General features: G+C 60.6%; 22 protein-coding genes and 1 pseudogene. 1 reads left to right on the forward strand and 22 read right to left on the reverse strand.

Annotated elements, in window-relative coordinates; all coding sequences use genetic code 11:
• Positions 1-80 precede the first annotated feature (80 nt).
• Positions 81-2,672 carry a glycosyltransferase gene (locus C4J93_RS06465; protein WP_124366105.1) on the reverse strand — a complete coding sequence of 864 codons (2,592 nt, stop codon included), beginning with the start codon at positions 2,670-2,672 and terminating at the stop codon, positions 81-83.
• A gap of 217 nt (positions 2,673-2,889) precedes the next feature.
• Here C4J93_RS06465 and tcdA point away from each other — a divergent pair, with 217 nt between their 5' ends.
• Positions 2,890-3,699, forward strand: coding sequence for a tRNA cyclic N6-threonylcarbamoyladenosine(37) synthase TcdA (gene tcdA / locus C4J93_RS06470; RefSeq protein WP_372237484.1), 810 nt, complete (start codon positions 2,890-2,892; stop codon positions 3,697-3,699).
• A 100-nt stretch (positions 3,700-3,799) separates the two neighbouring features.
• Here tcdA and C4J93_RS06475 read toward each other — a convergent pair whose 3' ends face one another.
• The 21 genes and pseudogenes from C4J93_RS06475 to C4J93_RS06575 form a co-directional block, all read right to left on the reverse strand.
• Positions 3,800-4,207, reverse strand: coding sequence for a SufE family protein (locus tag C4J93_RS06475; protein ID WP_124361600.1), 408 nt, complete (start codon positions 4,205-4,207; stop codon positions 3,800-3,802).
• Positions 4,204-5,409, reverse strand: a complete 1,206-nt coding sequence (locus C4J93_RS06480; RefSeq protein WP_124428889.1) for an aminotransferase class V-fold PLP-dependent enzyme — start codon at positions 5,407-5,409, stop codon at positions 4,204-4,206. Before C4J93_RS06480 ends, C4J93_RS06475 begins: the two co-directional genes overlap by 4 nt.
• 67 nt (positions 5,410-5,476) lie before the next feature.
• Entirely contained in the window at positions 5,477-6,511 is a 1,035-nt protein-coding gene (dapD, locus tag C4J93_RS06485) for a 2,3,4,5-tetrahydropyridine-2,6-dicarboxylate N-succinyltransferase (RefSeq protein WP_124428890.1), read from the reverse strand.
• A gap of 31 nt (positions 6,512-6,542) precedes the next feature.
• Positions 6,543-6,905 (reverse strand): ArsC family reductase, encoded by a 363-nt coding sequence (locus C4J93_RS06490; RefSeq protein ID WP_124428891.1) that lies wholly within the window; start codon positions 6,903-6,905, stop codon positions 6,543-6,545.
• Between the two features lie 50 nt (positions 6,906-6,955).
• Positions 6,956-8,059 (reverse strand): phage integrase Arm DNA-binding domain-containing protein, encoded by a 1,104-nt coding sequence (locus C4J93_RS06495; protein ID WP_124428892.1) that lies wholly within the window; start codon positions 8,057-8,059, stop codon positions 6,956-6,958.
• Entirely contained in the window at positions 8,040-8,282 is a 243-nt protein-coding gene (locus C4J93_RS06500) for an excisionase (protein ID WP_057975987.1), read from the reverse strand. The genes C4J93_RS06495 and C4J93_RS06500 overlap by 20 nt, the downstream gene beginning before the upstream one ends.
• Entirely contained in the window at positions 8,279-8,506 is a 228-nt protein-coding gene (locus C4J93_RS06505) for a hypothetical protein (RefSeq protein ID WP_124428893.1), read from the reverse strand. The genes C4J93_RS06500 and C4J93_RS06505 overlap by 4 nt, the downstream gene beginning before the upstream one ends.
• The gene (locus tag C4J93_RS06510) at positions 8,494-8,814 is read right to left on the reverse strand and encodes a hypothetical protein (RefSeq protein WP_124428894.1); all 321 of its coding nucleotides are present in this window, start codon (positions 8,812-8,814) and stop codon (positions 8,494-8,496) included. Before C4J93_RS06510 ends, C4J93_RS06505 begins: the two co-directional genes overlap by 13 nt.
• 50 nt (positions 8,815-8,864) lie before the next feature.
• Positions 8,865-9,206, reverse strand: a complete 342-nt coding sequence (locus C4J93_RS06515) for a hypothetical protein (protein WP_124428895.1) — start codon at positions 9,204-9,206, stop codon at positions 8,865-8,867.
• The gene (locus C4J93_RS06520; protein WP_124428896.1) at positions 9,203-9,538 is read right to left on the reverse strand and encodes a hypothetical protein; all 336 of its coding nucleotides are present in this window, start codon (positions 9,536-9,538) and stop codon (positions 9,203-9,205) included. The genes C4J93_RS06515 and C4J93_RS06520 overlap by 4 nt, the downstream gene beginning before the upstream one ends.
• Before the next feature lie 49 nt (positions 9,539-9,587).
• Entirely contained in the window at positions 9,588-9,779 is a 192-nt protein-coding gene (locus C4J93_RS06525; RefSeq protein ID WP_124428897.1) for a hypothetical protein, read from the reverse strand.
• A 50-nt stretch (positions 9,780-9,829) separates the two neighbouring features.
• Positions 9,830-10,330: a hypothetical protein gene (locus tag C4J93_RS06530; protein ID WP_124428898.1), complete on the reverse strand. Its 501-nt coding sequence runs from the start codon at positions 10,328-10,330 to the stop codon at positions 9,830-9,832.
• A gap of 10 nt (positions 10,331-10,340) precedes the next feature.
• Positions 10,341-10,897 (reverse strand): annotated as a pseudogene (locus C4J93_RS06535) (hypothetical protein).
• A 46-nt stretch (positions 10,898-10,943) separates the two neighbouring features.
• On the reverse strand, positions 10,944-11,723 hold the full coding sequence (locus tag C4J93_RS06540; protein ID WP_124428900.1) for a DUF2786 domain-containing protein: 780 nt from the start codon (positions 11,721-11,723) through the stop codon (positions 10,944-10,946).
• 68 nt (positions 11,724-11,791) lie between these two features.
• Positions 11,792-12,169 (reverse strand): hypothetical protein, encoded by a 378-nt coding sequence (locus C4J93_RS06545; protein ID WP_124428901.1) that lies wholly within the window; start codon positions 12,167-12,169, stop codon positions 11,792-11,794.
• 4 nt (positions 12,170-12,173) lie between these two features.
• Entirely contained in the window at positions 12,174-12,485 is a 312-nt protein-coding gene (locus C4J93_RS06550) for a hypothetical protein (protein WP_177413527.1), read from the reverse strand.
• 63 nt (positions 12,486-12,548) lie between these two features.
• Positions 12,549-13,706 carry an RNA-directed DNA polymerase gene (locus tag C4J93_RS06555; protein ID WP_164485234.1) on the reverse strand — a complete coding sequence of 386 codons (1,158 nt, stop codon included), beginning with the start codon at positions 13,704-13,706 and terminating at the stop codon, positions 12,549-12,551.
• A 211-nt stretch (positions 13,707-13,917) separates the two neighbouring features.
• Complete coding sequence (locus C4J93_RS06560; protein ID WP_014717870.1) at positions 13,918-14,271, reverse strand: four helix bundle protein; 354 nt, start codon at positions 14,269-14,271, stop codon at positions 13,918-13,920.
• Positions 14,272-14,329: 58 nt separating this feature from the next.
• Positions 14,330-14,917 (reverse strand): DUF1566 domain-containing protein, encoded by a 588-nt coding sequence (locus C4J93_RS06565; RefSeq protein WP_124428902.1) that lies wholly within the window; start codon positions 14,915-14,917, stop codon positions 14,330-14,332.
• A gap of 118 nt (positions 14,918-15,035) precedes the next feature.
• Positions 15,036-15,512, reverse strand: a complete 477-nt coding sequence (locus C4J93_RS06570) for a hypothetical protein (RefSeq protein ID WP_124428903.1) — start codon at positions 15,510-15,512, stop codon at positions 15,036-15,038.
• Positions 15,513-15,569: 57 nt separating this feature from the next.
• On the reverse strand, positions 15,570-15,935 hold the full coding sequence (locus C4J93_RS06575; RefSeq protein ID WP_124428904.1) for a hypothetical protein: 366 nt from the start codon (positions 15,933-15,935) through the stop codon (positions 15,570-15,572).
• Positions 15,936-15,946 lie beyond the last annotated feature (11 nt).

Below are 15,946 nucleotides of genomic sequence, written 5' to 3' on the forward strand. Positions count from 1 at the left end.
TGTGCAAGGCGTATAAAACGGCCGTTATCTTATAGCAAAACGGCGGCCAGAGGCCGCCGTTTAGTGCATTGCGCAAGTTTTTACACGGCGGTGACAGGCTCTGCCTTCGGCGCCGGTTTCGGCAGCGACGACAAAAACGCCATGATCAGCGCCGCCAAGTACGGCAGCGACTGCACCAGCAACATTACCACCCAGAAGCGCATGTCATTGCTCGGCAGGCCTTGCACCAGGTAAATCCCCAAGGCGGCGCCCCACAACAGCAGCATGATGAACATTTCTTCGCGGGCTTCGGAAATCGCCACCCAGAAGCCGTGGTTATCCGCGTTTTTCGGTGTACGAAAGAACGGAATGCTGGTGGTGAAGAAGCCGTACAGCACCGCTTTGGCGATGGTGTGCGACAACGCCAGGCCGGCCAGGGCCGCGCAGAAGGCATCCTTGAGGTTCACCCCGACCGCACGGCGGTAGAGGAAGATGATCTTGCCCACCTTGAACACGAACAACGCCAACGGCGGGATCGCGAAGATCAGCAACGGCGGATCGACGCGGGTCGGCACGATGATCATCGCCGCCGACCACAGCAGCGCGCCCACGGTGAAGAAAATGTTCATGCCATCGGCCACCCACGGCAGCCAGCCCGCGAGGAAGTGATAGCGCTGGCCACGGGTCAGCTCGGTGCCTTTGCCGCGCAGCAGGCTGGCGGTGTGGCGCTTGATGATCTGAATCGCACCGTAGGCCCAGCGGAAACGCTGTTTCTTGAAGTCGATAAAGGTGTCGGGCATCAGGCCCTTGCCGTAGCTGTCGTGGTAATACGCCGCCGACAGGCCTTTTTCGAACACGCGCAGGCCCAGTTCGGCGTCTTCACAGATGCACCAGTCGGCCCAGCCGAGTTCTTCGAGCACCGAGCGACGGGTCATGGTCATGGTGCCGTGCTGGATGATCGCGTCGCGGTCGTTGCGGGTGACCATGCCGATATGGAAGAAGCCTTTGTATTCCGCGTAGCAGAGCTTCTTGAAGGTGCTTTCGTTCTGGTCGCGGTAATCCTGGGGCGACTGCACCACGGCGATTTTCGGGTCGGCGAAGTGCGGCACCATGTGCTTGAGCCAGTTGGGCGACACGCAGTAGTCCGAGTCGATCACCGCGATCACTTCGGCGTCCTTGGCAGTGTGCGGGATCAGGTAGTTCAGCGCGCCACCCTTGAAACCGGCGAGGGGCGCGACATGGAAGAACTTGAAGCGCGGGCCCAGGGTTTCGCAGTAGTCGCGCACCGGTTCCCATACCGCCGGGTCTTTGGTGTTGTTATCGATGATCAGGACTTCGTAGTCCGGGTAATCGAGTGCGGCCAGGGCGTCGAGGGTCTGTTTGACCATCTCCGGCGGCTCGTTGTAGCACGGCACATGGATCGACACTTTCGGGCGGTAGTCCGATTCCCCTTCGACCGGCAGGAATTCACGTCGGCGTTTGTGGGTCCACACCGCTTCCGCCAGTTCGTGGGCTTCGGTCAGCAGCACGATAAACACACCCAGGGCGCCGAGGGCCAGGAGAATGCCCACGGTCACGCTGAACCAGGTGCTGTATTGCTGGCTGTAGTCGTAGCCGATCCACACCAGCACCGAACCGCACAGGAACGCGATAAACGTCAGGAAGGTACGACCGCGCTGGCGCAGGGCCGAGCCGTCGATCATCAGCAGGGTCAGGGACAGCAGCGCCAGGACCACCGAACCGATGGCCAGCACGCGCCACTGCGGGATTGCGACCACCGGGCCTTCAAAGTTGAATTTCTGCTGACGCGCGGCGTTGAATACGCCCCAATAAGCGCCCGCCGAGCCTTCGTCGCTGACTTTCCAAGGCTGATCGAACGCCTCGATGACAAAGTAGTTGTAGCCCTGGCGATTGAGTTTGTTCACCAGCGTGCGCAGGTAAACCGCCTGGTCGGCAGGTGAGGTTTCATTACCACCGCGCATGCGTCCGTTACTCGGCCAGCCAATTTCCGACAGCAGCAGCGGCTTTTTCGGGAACAGTTTCTTCAGGTCCCGCGCACGGTCGAGTACGTACTGGCCGGCCTTGTCCATGGGGATAAATTCCCAGAACGGCAGGATGTGCGCGGCGATGAGGTCGACGTGCTTGGCCAGTTCCGGGTTTTTTTCCCAAATGTGCCACTGCTCGGAAGTCGTCACCGGAACCTTGACCGCTGCACGCACACGGTCCAGCAGCACGATCAGGTCCTGCGGGGTGATTTCTTCACGGAACAACGCTTCGTTACCGACCACCACGCGCACGACGCTGCGCGAGCTGTTGGCGATTTCGATGGCGCGCTGGATTTCGCGTTCGTTGCGCTCAAGGTCCGGGCTGATCCAGATCCCCAGTGTCACCCGCAGACCGAACTCTTCGGCCAGCTTGGGAATATCGCCCAGGGTGCCGTCGACCGAGTAGGTACGGATGTTGTCCGTCAGCTTGCTCATGATCGCCAGGTCCTGGCGCATCTGGTCGTCAGACGGGTACTGGTTTTTCTGAGGATACTGGCCTTGCTGGAACGGCGAGTAAGAGAACCCGGAGATCTGTTCGGGCCAGTTGGGAGCGGTGACCGGGCGGTTGATCAGCGCCCAGAAGCCAGTGAACAGCGCGGCGATTGCCAGCACGATCACCAGGTTGAGTCCAAATTTACGCGATGCCATGGTTATTTCGGGTTCCAAAGGGTGTGGAACGAAAAGAGGTGTTGGCCTGCACCGAACGGCGCGCATCCTACACCGGCCTTTCCCTGAGCGTACAGCAGACAGAGAAAAGCCGGACGTTAGTCCGCGAATGTTCACCTAAGTTCTTTACTTGTAGCTGGAAGCTTCGAACTTGTCGCGGCGTAGTCCATAATGCGCGCCGGTTTTTAGGGTAATGGTCATGAGCACAGAAGATCCGCGGTTTGCAGGCGTCGCCCGCTTGTATGGCATTGAGGGCCTGGAACGCTTGAAAGCGGCCCATGTGGCGATCGTCGGCGTCGGCGGCGTGGGCTCGTGGGCGGCGGAAGCGATAGCCCGTTGCGGGGTGGGCGAGATTTCGCTGTTTGACCTGGATGACGTTTGCGTCAGCAACAGCAACCGCCAGCTGCATGCGCTGGACAGCACCGTGGGCAAACCCAAGGTCCAGGTGATGGCCGAACGCTTGCGCGGTATCAACCCGGATTGCACCGTGCATGCGGTGGCGGACTTCGTTACCCGCGACACCATGGCCGAGTACATCACCCCGAACATCGATTGCGTGATCGACTGCATCGACGCGGTCAACGCCAAGGCGGCGCTGATTGCCTGGTGCAAGCGCCGCAAGATCCAGATCATCACCACCGGTGGCGCCGGCGGGCAGATCGACCCGACGCTGATCCAGGTGTGCGACCTGAACCGCACCTTCAACGACCCGCTGGCCTCGAAAGTACGCTCCACTCTTCGTCGTGACTATGGCTTTTCACGCACGGTGACCCGCCATTACAGCGTGCCCTGCGTGTTTTCCACCGAGCAGCTGCGCTATCCCAAGCCGGACGGCAGCATCTGTTTGCAGAAGAGTTTTGTCGGCGACGGCGTGAAGCTGGACTGCGCGGGAGGGTTTGGCGCGGTAATGATGGTGACCGCCACGTTCGGCATGGTGGCGGCGACCAAGGCGGTGGACAAGATTGTGGCCGGGGTGCGCCGGCCGTCGGAGCGGGTCAAGCCTGCCTGAAAATGTGGGAGGGGGCTTGCTCCCGATAGCTTAGTGTCAGTCACTGAATAAGTTGACGGATCCACCGCAATCGGGGGCAAGCCCCCTCCCACATTTGGTTTTATGTATGGCTGAGTTCGCGCATGCGCTGCAGGACTGCATTCAAGCCGTTGCTGCGTGACGGTGACAATTGTCGCGACAATCCGAGTTGAGCAAACCATCCGGGCAGATCAACCGCCTGCAACTCAGCCGCCGACAACCCATTCACCCGCGCCAGCAACAACGCCACCAACCCCCGAATCATCCGCGCTTCGCTGCTGGCGGCAAACTGCCAGTGGCCATTGTGCAAATGCCCCACCAACCACACCAGGCTCTCACAGCCCTGTACGAGGTTGGCATCGACCTTATCCTCATCCGCCAAGGCGGGCAGGCGTTCACCCCACTGCATCAGCATTCGGGCGCGTTGTTCCCAACTGCCGACCGACTGAAAGGCTTCCAGCGCAGCCACCGCATCCACCGGCAAGCTCATCGCAGCATCTCCAGCGCCTGGTCCAGCGCTTCAAAGAAGCGTTCCAGGTCATCGGAGTCGTTGTACAGCGCGAGGGACACGCGAATCGCCCCCGACAATTGCAGCATCTTGAGCAGCGGCATCGCACAGTGATGACCGGCACGCACGGCGACCCCCTGCTCGGTCAGCAGGTGCGCGAGGTCGGCGTTATGCACGCCCTCGACCACAAAGCTGACCAGCGCCACTTGCGGCGCGCCGAGTATGCGCACGCCATTGCGCGCTTTTAAGCCGCGCAGCAAATAATCGTGCAGTGCCGCTTCATGCCTGACCACCGCCTGTGGATCCAGCGAAGTCAGGTAATCCAGGGTCGCCCCCAGGCCGATCACGCCGGCTATCGGTGGCGTTCCCGCCTCAAAACCCAGGGGGGCAGGGCGGAAGCTGGCGCTGTGGTAGTCCGTCTGTTGCACCATTTCTCCGCCAAACTGCCAGTGGCGCAGGCGGTGCAAGGCTTCGTGGCGGCCGTAGAGCACGCCGACCCCGTCTGGGCCGTACAGTTTGTGACTGGAAAATACATAGAAGTCGCAGCCCAGAGCCTGCACGTCGTGGCGGCCATGGACAATGCCTTGAGCGCCGTCGATCACCGTCAGCGCGCCGTGGCTGCGGGCCAGCCCGAGCAAGGCGTCGAGCGGCTGCCAGGTGCCGAGTACGTTGGATAACTGGCTGACCGCCAACAGCCGCGTGCGCGGGCCGATCAGTCGGGCGGCGGCGTCAAGGTCGATCACGCCGTCAGCGTCCAGGGGCAGTATCACCAGCGTCAGTGCGCGACGTCTGGCCAGTTGCTGCCAGGGCAGCAGGTTGGCGTGGTGTTCCAGGGCGCTGATGGCAATCTCATCGCCCGCATCGAATAAGTGCTCGAGGCCATAAGCCAGGAGGTTCAGCGCAGAGGTCGCGCCGTGGGTAAACACCACCTGCCCGCTGTCGCCCACATTCAACCATTGCGCAACCTTGCTGCGACTGTCTTCAAACGCCTGGGTCGCATGGGCACCCGGCAAATGCTGGGCACGGTGCACATTGGCTGCGCCATTGGCGTAGTAATGGCTGATTGCATCCAGCAGGGCTTGGGGTTTTTGCGTGGTGGCGGCGTTGTCCAGGTAGGTCTGGTCTTGCCGTTGCAGGGTGGCGATGGCTGGAAAGTCGGCACGCCAGGGGGAGGGCACAAGCATGGGGTTCAAGACTCGTATAAGCGAGCCGCACCCGAAGGTGCGGCCCGCTGGGGCATCGAGTGGCTGCTTAGTTGTGAGCGTGCAGCGCTTCGTTCAGTTCGATGGCCGATTTGTGGGTTTTGCACTCCACGGCACCGGTCTCGGAGTTGCGGCGGAACAGCAGGTCCGGTTGGCCGGCCAGCTCACGCGCCTTGACCACTTTGACCAGTTGGTTCTTCTCGTCCAGCAAGGCAACTTTGGTCCCGGCGGTCACGTACAGGCCGGACTCCACGGTGTTGCGGTCGCCCAGCGGGATACCGATACCGGCATTGGCGCCGATCAGGCAGCCTTCGCCGACCTTGATCACGATGTTGCCGCCGCCCGACAGGGTGCCCATGGTCGAGCAGCCGCCGCCCAGGTCGGAACCCTTGCCGACGAACACGCCTGCCGATACGCGGCCTTCGATCATGCCTGGGCCTTCGGTGCCGGCGTTGAAGTTGACGAAACCTTCGTGCATGACGGTGGTGCCTTCGCCCACGTAGGCGCCCAGGCGCAGGCGGGCTGCGTCAGCGATACGCACACCGCTCGGTACGACGTAGTCGGTCATTTTCGGGAATTTGTCTACCGAGAACACTTCCAGCAGCTCGCCCCGCAGGCGCGCTTCCAACTGGCGTTCGGCCAGTTCGGCGATGTCGATGGCGCCCTGGCTGGTCCAGGCCACGTTTGGCAGCTGCGGGAACACGCCGGCCAGGTTCAGGCCGTGGGGCTTGACCAGGCGGTGGGACAGCAGGTGCAGCTTGAGGTAGGCCTCAGGCGTGGAGGTCAGGGCGGCGTCTTCGGCCAGCAAGGTCGCAACCAGCGGCGTGTGGCTTTCAGCCAGGCGGCTCAACAGGGCGGCCTGGGTGGTGTCGACGCCTTTGAGCGCGTCGGCCATTTGCAGGGCCTGGGTGACGGTGAAGGTAATCGCCTGGTTGCCTTCGGTGTAGCCGAGGATCGGCGCGATGGCCGCGACGATGTCAGCCGACGGGTTGAGCAAGGGCTGTGCGTAAAACACTTCCAGCCAAGCACCTTGGCGGTTCTGAGTGCCGACGCCGAAGCCCAGGCTGAACAGGGAATTGGACATGCTGTTACCTCTACAAAAATGGAAGGCTGGCCTACTTGAGGGCCGCCGAATAACTATCTGGCTTGAAGCCAATCAGGGTTCTGTCACCGAGATCGAGCACCGGGCGCTTGATCATCGAGGGTTGCGCGAGCATCAATTCAATGGCTTTCGACTGATCGAGATCGGCTTTGCGTTCGTCTTCGAGTTTGCGAAAGGTGGTGCCCGCACGGTTCAAAACCACCTGCCAACCGTGCTCGTCGCACCATTGGGTCAAGTGTTCGCGGTCGATACCGGCCGTTTTGTAATCATGGAACTCATAGCTCACAGCGTGCTCATCAAGCCAGGTGCGCGCCTTTTTCATGGTGTCGCAGGCTTTGATGCCGTAAAGATGTAAGTGCTTGATTTCATTGGGCATAAAATCCTCCCCAAAACTTCCCCAATATCGCCCAAAAATTCAGCCACCGATTATGCCACGTCGATCCACTCAGCGCCTCGGCTGTCTCGGTACAGGTCGGTCATAGTGGCCGAACGGTGACCGAGTAGTTTCTGGGCATCACGGCCTTCGAGTTCGTGAAGGCGTGCAGCCAGGGAGCGCTGCTCGTGAAAGGACGGTGGCTGGCGGCCAAAAGTTATCCCCAGCTTCAAGCCTGCTTTGTCGCGCGCCTCCGCAAAAGCAGAGCTCAGCGTGTCCAGCACCAGCGGCTGACCAGCCTTTGCCCGGCCCGAGGCTTGTGCATGGTGCACCAGGTGTTGTGACAGAACGCGGTCGCGGCATTGTTTAATTACAGTGGCCAGATCCAGCCCGACCGACTCGAGGCGAAGCGCGGTGTTGATCCGCAGCCTTGCCCCGGTCTTGGACTGAACGACATGCAGGAAGCCGTCGTGCACGTCCTTGAAAAGCATTGAGGCTATATCGTCCCGGCGCTGCCCAGTCAGCACCGCTAGCTCCATTGCCCTGCGAAGCCAAGGCTTCGTTGCTTCCGCGTAGATCGCCTTCCACAGTTCCAGTGTCAGCCGTTCGCGCTTGATGCTCACCCGCGCCGCCTTGGTCACTTCGACCGGGTTGGCGTCTGCCCACCCCCGCGCCTGAGCCTCGGCGAACACGTCTCGCAACAGCGAGCGCATCGCTCGGGCCATCTGCGCCTTCCCCTCTTTGGCCATGCCCGTCAGGTAATCGGCCACATCCATCGTCGTGATGTCCTTAATCCCCTTCGAACCGAATACTGCCGTGAGACGGTTTAACCGCATGCCCACGTTTTTATTGCTGCTGGCTGACAGCTTCCGCTCGGCGAACAGCTCGCGGTATTCGTCGAGCCATTCCGAGAACAATTTGCCTGGTGCTGGCGGCGGGGTGCTGATGCGCTCGGCAAGCGTTGGCTTGATGGCGTCTGCGTGGTTGGCGGCGACGGCCTCGCGAATGGCCGCCTCCTTGTCCTTGCCAAGGCCGAACACGCGACCACTGACTGGGTCGCGGTAGGTGTAATAAGTGACGCCGTTGCGGGCGTCGGTCTTGCGGTAGAGATTGGGCGGAAGATCCTTTGACCCGGTGTTACGCGGCCTGGGCGCCATTGCGTGCTCTCTCTATTCTGCTGATCAGGCTCCCGCCGACGATCCGTGCGGGCTGCTGATCAGGTTCTTGGTAGTGGGCATCTGACTCTACATAGTAGTTGCGCCCGTGCTTGACCGGTACCGGCGCGATTCGGCCCTCTCGGGCCCATTTGCGCAGGGTGTTGGGGCTCGGTGGCGTCTTGAACTCGGCCGCCGCCCATTCATCCAGGGTGACTTTGCTCATTTTTCTTTCCCTACGACCGCCGTGGGCCGCGCTGTCTTGATGATTTGAACGGCCAGGCCGAAGGTGATGAGCAGCCAGGCGCAGGTGCCGGAGAAGGCGTAGATCAGTGCCTCGGTGGTGCCGGTGGCCAGAAGTTCGGGCCCGGCCCAGAAGAACCAGCCGAGTGTCGCTACCAGGTACAGCAAAGCGCCCAGCAGTATCACGGTGAGTTTCATAGCGAACATGGGGTGTCCTTGCCGCGCTGGGCGGCAGAAGGTGGGTTATGGTTTGCCGGAGTGCTTAGCAAGCTCGCTTTCTTCTTGGCGATGGCGTCAGCGCGCTTCTGGAGAGCGCTGCACTGTTCATCCAATCGACGCCACCCGGCCTCGATGGCTTTGTCCTTGGAGGTGAACAGATCCACCTGGTGGTAGGTCTTCCGGCTCTGGGCTCGCATCCAGCCGTCCGAGCTGTAGATGCCAACGATCTCGACTTTCTTTGGCGCGAAGCCGGCGGTCAGCACCCATGCTTCGTACGGGAATTGGTTTTCAGTCATGCAGATATCCTCGCCCGCCGCTCACCGGCAGGCATGTAGGGGGATTGGGGTTAGAGTTGTGGCGCGAGCAGGTCAGCAACCACTTCGCCGGTATCGTGGAAGTACCAGTCGCTGTCGGTTAGGTTGTTGATCATGAAGGCGGCGAAGCTGTCAGCCGACATGCGCCTCATGATCCGTTCAAACTTCGCCGCCGGACCTTTCCAAGTTGGCTCTGCGCCAACGAGGCGCGCTGCCGCCAGGTTGTGGTGGCCATCCAGCAGAATGCGGTAGTGCTTGCCGCGAATCTCCAGGGTGAATGTCCTGATCACGAAAACCTTGAAGGTGGCAGCCTTTTTTGCAATGACATCGCGGTTTAGATATCGCTGGCTGCTGATCAAAGGGGGCGAGTTCATGGCTGCCAGCGCCTGCCAACGCGAAACACCATCATCATGTTGTGATGGAGGGGCACCTTGAGAACGTGGTCAAAGAACTCACCCTTCCCGGAGATGAACCCTGTCGGCACTTTGCTTTTCGCGGTCCCGAATTCCCGCCAACATTCTTCGCCGCCGTTATTTTCCCAGTAGGCGCGCTCTCGTTTAGAAATATCGTCGTAGGTTTTATAAAACACGGAGCTGTCTGGGATATCGCAGATCCGGCGCCATGCCGGATGGCGCTTGCACCAATCGGCGGCATGCTGAAAAGCTTGTTCGGCAGAGTAAAATTCTTTGGTGCTTTGTTCGCTCATGGCCTTGGCCCCTTGTAGATGAAGACGTAGGCGAACCAGAGGGTGGCGATCATGGCGTAACCTCAGTTGCTTCTACGGCTTCAAGGATCTCGCCGATCTGCACGTTTCTGGAACAGTGGTGGCAGATGCTTGGCACCTCGGCGATGTCAGCAGCCAGTTCTTTGGCTTCTTCTTCGCTTTCGGCTTCAACCTTGACCACAATCGATGCGTCGACGGTCAGGAGCACGCTGTAAGTTTTCATGGGCGAGTTCGTCCTTGCCGCTATAGCGGCTGACTTTGAAGGGGGAGGGGTTACAGAGAGGGGTTGAGGCGTTTCAGCTCGTCGAGGCAGGCGTTCCAGCCTTTGGCTTCATGCCAGGTCGCCATCATCACTTCGGGCAAAGCCTTACGCTCAGGCAGCACCACTGCTGCCTGTTCACCCCGACACACAGCCAGCCGCTTCACCGGATCGAGCGCGCCGTAATTGATGGTTACCGCCGCTACCGGCGCGGGCTGCTCTAGGCCAGAAGACATTTCACCGATAGCCAAGGTCGCAATTTCAAACGGCTTTTCGTGCATAGCTGAGGCCTTGACCACCTCATTGAGGGCGTCTACTGCGTAGGCCAGCTGCGCTTCCAGATCTCGAACCCGTTTCGTGCGCCTGGAAACAGCCGCACTTAGATCGTCAATGGTTTGATCTGCCGTGTTCAGGCTCAACTGCAGGCCATCACGCTCCCTGACCACGATCGAGTGCTTGCCGCGCCAATGCAGGACTGCGTCCAGCTCTTCAACTGTTTGAATTACCTTGCTCATACTCAAAACCTCAATTGTCTGTGCCGGTGTAGGTGCGCCATGGCACCTTCACGCCGTTGACCAGAAAGCCCCAGTCACCACGCCACTTGCTGGTGATGAAGAGGGTGTAGACGCCGCCGGGCGAAAGCTCGTCGATGCGGTGGTATTCGCCGTGGTTGAGCCGCGCGGTGTCGCCGGCGTGCCTATCGATGTATTCGGTGGCCTGGGCACCGACCGGGACGTTCAGACCGGACAGCACAGGGTCTTCGCTGTCGAGCAGGCGTTGCTCGGTGTACCAGCCCTGAAGAATGATCGTGCGGGCGTTCCATGGATGGTCGTGCAGATCCCGGTCTTCATCGGGCCGTATGATGTGGTGCACGCGGAACGACCACGGGCACCACCACAGCGCCGGCTTGTGCGTATCGCGGGAGTAGGGGTTGAACAGCCACCAGCGACCCATATATATCTCGGAGTTGTCGGCCGACATGATGTGCAGATATGGGGTGCGCTGAGCGCGGGCGATGAGCCAGTCGGCAACAGCCGGGCGCGCAAGCAGCTGGCGACGAAGCGCCAGAACAGGTTGATCACGGGGAGTCCTTGCCAGGCCATGCCCGAGCGGTTAAGGGTGGGAAGGTCAGGCGCTTGCGGATAGGAGGAGAGTTTCGTCGCCGCCGCGCGCGAGGCCGGCGTGCAACTCCACCTTTTGACCGGCAAGCATCCCGGCGATCTGGGCGCTCATATCCAGCTCGACGCTTTTACTCTTCCGGGACTCTCTGATGTCTTGGCCGGCAAGGTATTCACTGATCAGCGCCTTGTCCTGCGCCTGAGCCGTGATGAGGTCTTGGCCGGTGCCAAGCTGGCCGAGTGGATCATCATCGGCCTGAGGCACAAGCGCTTTCAGCTTCGACTGAACTTCCCACACCCACGCCAGAGCGAAATGATCACCTGCGGTCTCTGCCGAATACTGACTGCGATGGATGCCAGATCTGACTCCTGAACAGTAGGTCTTGCGGGCTTGCGTGAGCTTGGTGTGCAGTGCCTCATACGCGTACAGGGCGATGTTCTGGGCGGGAGAAACTCCGACGAATGTTGCGCACTCAATGATTTGGCCTTTTGTGGAACACCACGTCCGGCGCCGCAGGGTTGTGCAGCTGAATGCGTCTGCTACAGCGATGCTTAGCTGCTGATCCCACGCCGGTCGACGCTTGGCGCGGAACAGGGCCGATTCAACCTCACCGACGTCGCTCAGTTTCACATCCATTTCGGTAAGCCGGTACTCGCGCATCAACGACTGGGCCTGCCGGAGCGCGGTGGCGGCTTCGTTCTCGTTGGCGCTTTGGGCTAGTGCCAGGCAGTGCTTGATCTTGCGGATCGCCCGCTCGAGTTTCTTTTCGTCGATCTGTTGTGCGGACATAGGGGATCCTAGCCAGGCGGCGTGATTTGTTAGATGGTTTTTATCGGTTTTCAGAGCGAGGGGATGGTTTAGGCCGCGTAGCTCGCCTCGGGAACCCAGTCAGCAAACCCAACCTTGGGCACGCCGGTTTTGGCATTCAGGATCGGCTTTTTCTTTGCGTCTACCAGGACGGCCTTGGTCCTGATCTTCAGGTCGCGGCAGACAATGCTCTTTCGGGCCATGTCCATGAACTGCTGGGCGTACTGGGGGGCATCGAACATCGGCGACAGGCGCACGCATTTTTTACCGGCCATAATCTTCGCCACCTGCACCTCTACCTCCGCCTCCCATTGCGAGACGGTCAGATCGATGCGCTTGCCTCCCTCATTTTTGAAGGTGGGCGTGTACTCTTTGGCCTCTTCGCGAGCCCAGTTCTCGCTCATTCCAAACACTGCAAAAGTGGTCATGGCCTTACTCCAGGCAATCGAGGGCTTTCTGAAGAAGCTTGCTCACCGGCAGCTCTTCGTGCTCGTCGTGATTCATTGCGCGCTTGATGTAGGTGCGAGCTTCTTCGGCATAGTCTCGAAGGCGATCCAGCTCGTCTTCAGCATCATCAGCCTGGCTTTCGAGCATGCGGATATCATCGCGAAGACTTTCAGCCTCAGCACCTGGATCAATGCATTGCGCGGTAAAACGCCGGGTCAGCTCAGCGGCGGCGGCAGGCTCAAGTGCTGCGTAGTGCAGGCACTCTTCGTCGCTCAAAGCATTTGCAGGGATGCTCATGGGGTTATCTCCAAGCGTGCGCCTGCCTCGCTGGCTGGCGTGATTCGTTGATATGGGGTTGGTTTATTTCTTCTGGTAGGTCTTGGTCAGCGCAGCGTTGACACTGTTGCCGCGCTTCAGCACTACACGGGCAAGTGCTGCCCGGTCTTTCTCGCTGTGGCTGGCCTGGCTGAGTAGGCCGAAGTAGCTGTTGGCGGTCTCGCGCAGATCCTCGGCTGGCGCCTCGGCGGTGCGTTTCAGTGCCTGGGCCAGCGATCGCTTGCGGGTGGTTCGGCGCCAAGGCTTGATGACATGACCCACGAAGTCGACGCCGCGATCCACGGGCTGCAGGATCGTCTTCGCGGGGTTCAGCTTGGCGCCGAGCCTGGGCAGGAATGATTCGACCTGGACCAGCCACTGGTTGAGCTGCTGCGGCGGCTCATGCAGGAACACGAAGTCATCGACGTAGCGGATGTAGTGCTTGGCGCGCAGCTGGTGTTTTGCGAACTGATCCAGGGCGTCGAGGTAGACGTTGGCGAAGAACTGCGATGACAGGTTGCCGATCGGCAGGCCGAGGTGGGCGGGTTGGGCCACTAGGCGCTTATGCTGCGGCACCCGATTGAACAGGTGAGCCGGGCTGCGGGTCTCGTAATCCTCGCGTGGGTCGTGCATGAGGATCTGCGTCGCCAGGGCCAACCACCAGGGTTCGGTGATCCTGGCCTCCAGCTGCTTGCGCAGCACGGCCTTATCGATGGCGACGAAAAAGTTTGCCAGGTCGCACTTCAGGTAGAAGATCGGCTTCGACCAGTTCTCGCTGGCGCTACGGATCTTCGATTCAAGGCGCTTGGCGGCGTACAGCGTGCCGCGCCCTGGAATGCATGCACAACTGTCCGCTATGAAGCTGGCGTAGAAGCGCGGGGCCACATGGTTGTACATGAGGTGGTGGACGACGCGGTCCCGAAAGGCTGCCGCCCAAACTTCGCGCGCTTTCGGCCGGGTGACCACGAAACAAATGGATCGGCCTGGTCGGTAAGTGTCGGCAATCAGGTCGTCGTACAGCTCCAGCAAGTTGATCTCCATGTCTTTCTCGAACAGCCTGGCGCTTGCGGAATTCCGCTTGTTGCGCCGGCAATCGTAGTAAGCCTGGACGAGATCCTCGAACTGGAAGGGAGCAACACTTAAATCTGCGGACAGGGCGCGCGAGCCGCTCGTTGTTCTTGTCGTTGTTGTTGAGCCAGCCATCTTCAAAGTCCATGCTGTAGGCGTTGTTGGCGGAGCGCTGCGACCTGTCGAGCTATCTATATCGCCAAGCCGAAGGCAGTGCCGATCAGCTTGGAAACTGCGCAAGACCTACGCGGACGCTTTAGACCGGCGGTTTCTGTTGTGCGCATGGCGGTGACCAGAGGTCAGCGGCTCGACCAGATTTGGCGCACAGGCAAGAGGGCCTTGACCCTCAAGCAGCGGGCGCGGTTGCGGATTTCTTCCAGGCGTTTGCCTGGCGGCCAACTGAGGCCGTCATCATCATTGCCTTGGCGTGCTGCCCCTTGCTGATCAACCCTCTGTTGGTGAGGGCGCGCAGCAAGTAGTTGAGCATCCAGATGCTTTCCAGCAGCAGGTTTATCTGAGGCAGTTTGTCCCTGGTCATGTTGGCCCGGCCGATCAGCACCAGGACCTGCAAGCACTCATCCCGGATCTTCGCCCCGACAACCTGTTTCAGGTCGCGCGGGATATTGCGCACCAGGTCAAGCGAAAGCCCGAGCAGTTCCTCGGCAACCTTGTGGATTTCCAAATCCGTATGCAGCGCCATCCCTGGCCTCCCTGAGAAGCAAGGGCGCTATCGCACCCATGAATGAAGAATTGAATGATCAAATAAACTTTCTGCGGACAGGGCGCGCGAGCCGCTCGAGGTCCTTGGCGATGCTGGTGAGCCAGCCATCTTCAAAGTCCATGCTGTAGGCGAAGTCGGCGGAGCGCTGCGTGCTCGTCCAGTGGTAGGCCTTGGTGAACACGTCCGGCACCGTGATTTCGAGGAAGGACGCTTCACGGCGAGCCATGAGGTAGAAGTCCTTGTGCCCGTCGCGCTCGAAAGCTGCACAGAACTGGGCGGCCGGGTGCGAGGTATCGACGCTTACCAGGTCAGCCGTGTTTGCCTGGCCGTCCCAGGGGCTGTTGGCGCCATTGAGCTCGTCGCCATAGCCGCCCCACTCATGGGCGGCCTCGGCATCGCTGCCGGTCGGAACGATCAGGTAGTAGGGCTTGTCGCCGCCCGGGAACAGGCCGCCGTTCACGCCGCCTTCACCGGGCCAGTATTCGCCTATGGCCGGGATGCTACTTGCAGCAACAGCTGGCGCCGCCGCGATGGCCAGGGTTGCCAGCTTTAGCACCACCCCTTCGTCCGGGCTGCTGATAGTCAGATCTCCACGGGTGTACGTGGTCAGTTCATTGGCGCGCATGAGATGCTCCTGTGAGCGGGATAAGGGTGCAGGTTGCCGGCGCTTCCCGACGTGCTTCCGGTCTGAGCGCCGTCCTGGCGCTCCCGGGAATCACCTGCAAAACGAATGAAGAAATGAATTACTGAATAGGGAGGCTGCGGACAGGGCGCGCGAGCCGCTCGTAGCTCTTGTCGTCGTCGTTGAGCCAGCCAACTCCAAAGTCCATGCTGTAGGCGCTGTAGGCGGAGCGCTGCGTGCTCAGGTGGTGGTAGCGCTCTTCGTTAAGCTCCACCAGTCCATCAGCCTTGGCCGCCATCAGCAGTTGGCCCTCAAGGCAAGATGGGATGAAGCCATCCAACTCCAGGGCCTTCACGGCGATCACACTGCCGGCCTCGGCCATCGCCCGGGTGTTGGCCTCGCCGTCGCTGTAGCTGTCGGCGCCTTCGATCTTCACACCGTACTCGCCCCAAGGGCCACTGAGCTCGTCGGGCAGCAGGATCAGGGCGCGCTCTGTGCCGTTGAGCCAGTAGCGGGTGACGAACACGCCGCCGGCCAGCGGTTGGCCGCGCTCAGGGAGTTCTGCGGCGAGTACTGTTTGCTGTGCTTGCTTGGTCATAGGGTTACTCCGGGTAAGCGCCGCCCTCCGGTTACCGGATGCAGCGAGTAGGATGGGTTATGCTGGTGTTTCGATTTCGTCATCAGGCTCTGGCGGGTCGTCGGCGAGAGACTTCAGGCCAGCGTCCCGGATGATCCGCGACACCTTTTCAGTCACGACATAAGGTGTCGTGACACATTTGAGCATCTGCGCCGCCGTTTCGAAGTCGGCGGCTATCACGTTGCGCAGCAGGGTCTGGTGCACCTCCTGCTGGTTATTGAAGCCGTGCTGCTTCATCAGTCGCTTGAGGTCGGCCTTGAAAATGCCGGCCACCTCAACCGTAAACTTCTCTACGCCCAACGCAGCGTCTTTCGCTGCTGCCTTCTCGCGCTTGCGGCGCTGCTTCAGTGCTTCCGCCGTCGGCTGCTGTTCTTCCTCGGCCATGGCCTACCTCG

Origin of the sequence: Pseudomonas sp. R2-37-08W (assembly GCF_003851705.1) — a bacterium.
Classification (GTDB): Bacteria; Pseudomonadota; Gammaproteobacteria; order Pseudomonadales; family Pseudomonadaceae; genus Aquipseudomonas.

Coding starts and splice junctions, on each gene's coding strand:
- C4J93_RS06465 (WP_124366105.1), bottom strand. CDS start 2,672: ATGGCATCGCGTAAATTTGGACTCAACCTGGTGATCGTGCTGGCAATC.
- tcdA (WP_372237484.1), top strand. CDS start 2,890: ATGAGCACAGAAGATCCGCGGTTTGCAGGCGTCGCCCGCTTGTATGGC.
- C4J93_RS06475 (WP_124361600.1), bottom strand. CDS start 4,207: ATGAGCTTGCCGGTGGATGCGGTGGCTGCGCTGGAAGCCTTTCAGTCG.
- C4J93_RS06480 (WP_124428889.1), bottom strand. CDS start 5,409: ATGCTTGTGCCCTCCCCCTGGCGTGCCGACTTTCCAGCCATCGCCACC.
- dapD (WP_124428890.1), bottom strand. CDS start 6,511: ATGTCCAATTCCCTGTTCAGCCTGGGCTTCGGCGTCGGCACTCAGAAC.
- C4J93_RS06490 (WP_124428891.1), bottom strand. CDS start 6,905: ATGCCCAATGAAATCAAGCACTTACATCTTTACGGCATCAAAGCCTGC.
- C4J93_RS06495 (WP_124428892.1), bottom strand. CDS start 8,059: ATGGCGCCCAGGCCGCGTAACACCGGGTCAAAGGATCTTCCGCCCAAT.
- C4J93_RS06500 (WP_057975987.1), bottom strand. CDS start 8,282: ATGAGCAAAGTCACCCTGGATGAATGGGCGGCGGCCGAGTTCAAGACG.
- C4J93_RS06505 (WP_124428893.1), bottom strand. CDS start 8,506: ATGTTCGCTATGAAACTCACCGTGATACTGCTGGGCGCTTTGCTGTAC.
- C4J93_RS06510 (WP_124428894.1), bottom strand. CDS start 8,814: ATGACTGAAAACCAATTCCCGTACGAAGCATGGGTGCTGACCGCCGGC.
- C4J93_RS06515 (WP_124428895.1), bottom strand. CDS start 9,206: ATGAACTCGCCCCCTTTGATCAGCAGCCAGCGATATCTAAACCGCGAT.
- C4J93_RS06520 (WP_124428896.1), bottom strand. CDS start 9,538: ATGAGCGAACAAAGCACCAAAGAATTTTACTCTGCCGAACAAGCTTTT.
- C4J93_RS06525 (WP_124428897.1), bottom strand. CDS start 9,779: ATGAAAACTTACAGCGTGCTCCTGACCGTCGACGCATCGATTGTGGTC.
- C4J93_RS06530 (WP_124428898.1), bottom strand. CDS start 10,330: ATGAGCAAGGTAATTCAAACAGTTGAAGAGCTGGACGCAGTCCTGCAT.
- C4J93_RS06540 (WP_124428900.1), bottom strand. CDS start 11,723: ATGTCCGCACAACAGATCGACGAAAAGAAACTCGAGCGGGCGATCCGC.
- C4J93_RS06545 (WP_124428901.1), bottom strand. CDS start 12,169: ATGACCACTTTTGCAGTGTTTGGAATGAGCGAGAACTGGGCTCGCGAA.
- C4J93_RS06550 (WP_177413527.1), bottom strand. CDS start 12,485: ATGAGCATCCCTGCAAATGCTTTGAGCGACGAAGAGTGCCTGCACTAC.
- C4J93_RS06555 (WP_164485234.1), bottom strand. CDS start 13,706: ATGGCTGGCTCAACAACAACGACAAGAACAACGAGCGGCTCGCGCGCC.
- C4J93_RS06560 (WP_014717870.1), bottom strand. CDS start 14,271: ATGGCGCTGCATACGGATTTGGAAATCCACAAGGTTGCCGAGGAACTG.
- C4J93_RS06565 (WP_124428902.1), bottom strand. CDS start 14,917: ATGCGCGCCAATGAACTGACCACGTACACCCGTGGAGATCTGACTATC.
- C4J93_RS06570 (WP_124428903.1), bottom strand. CDS start 15,512: ATGACCAAGCAAGCACAGCAAACAGTACTCGCCGCAGAACTCCCTGAG.
- C4J93_RS06575 (WP_124428904.1), bottom strand. CDS start 15,935: ATGGCCGAGGAAGAACAGCAGCCGACGGCGGAAGCACTGAAGCAGCGC.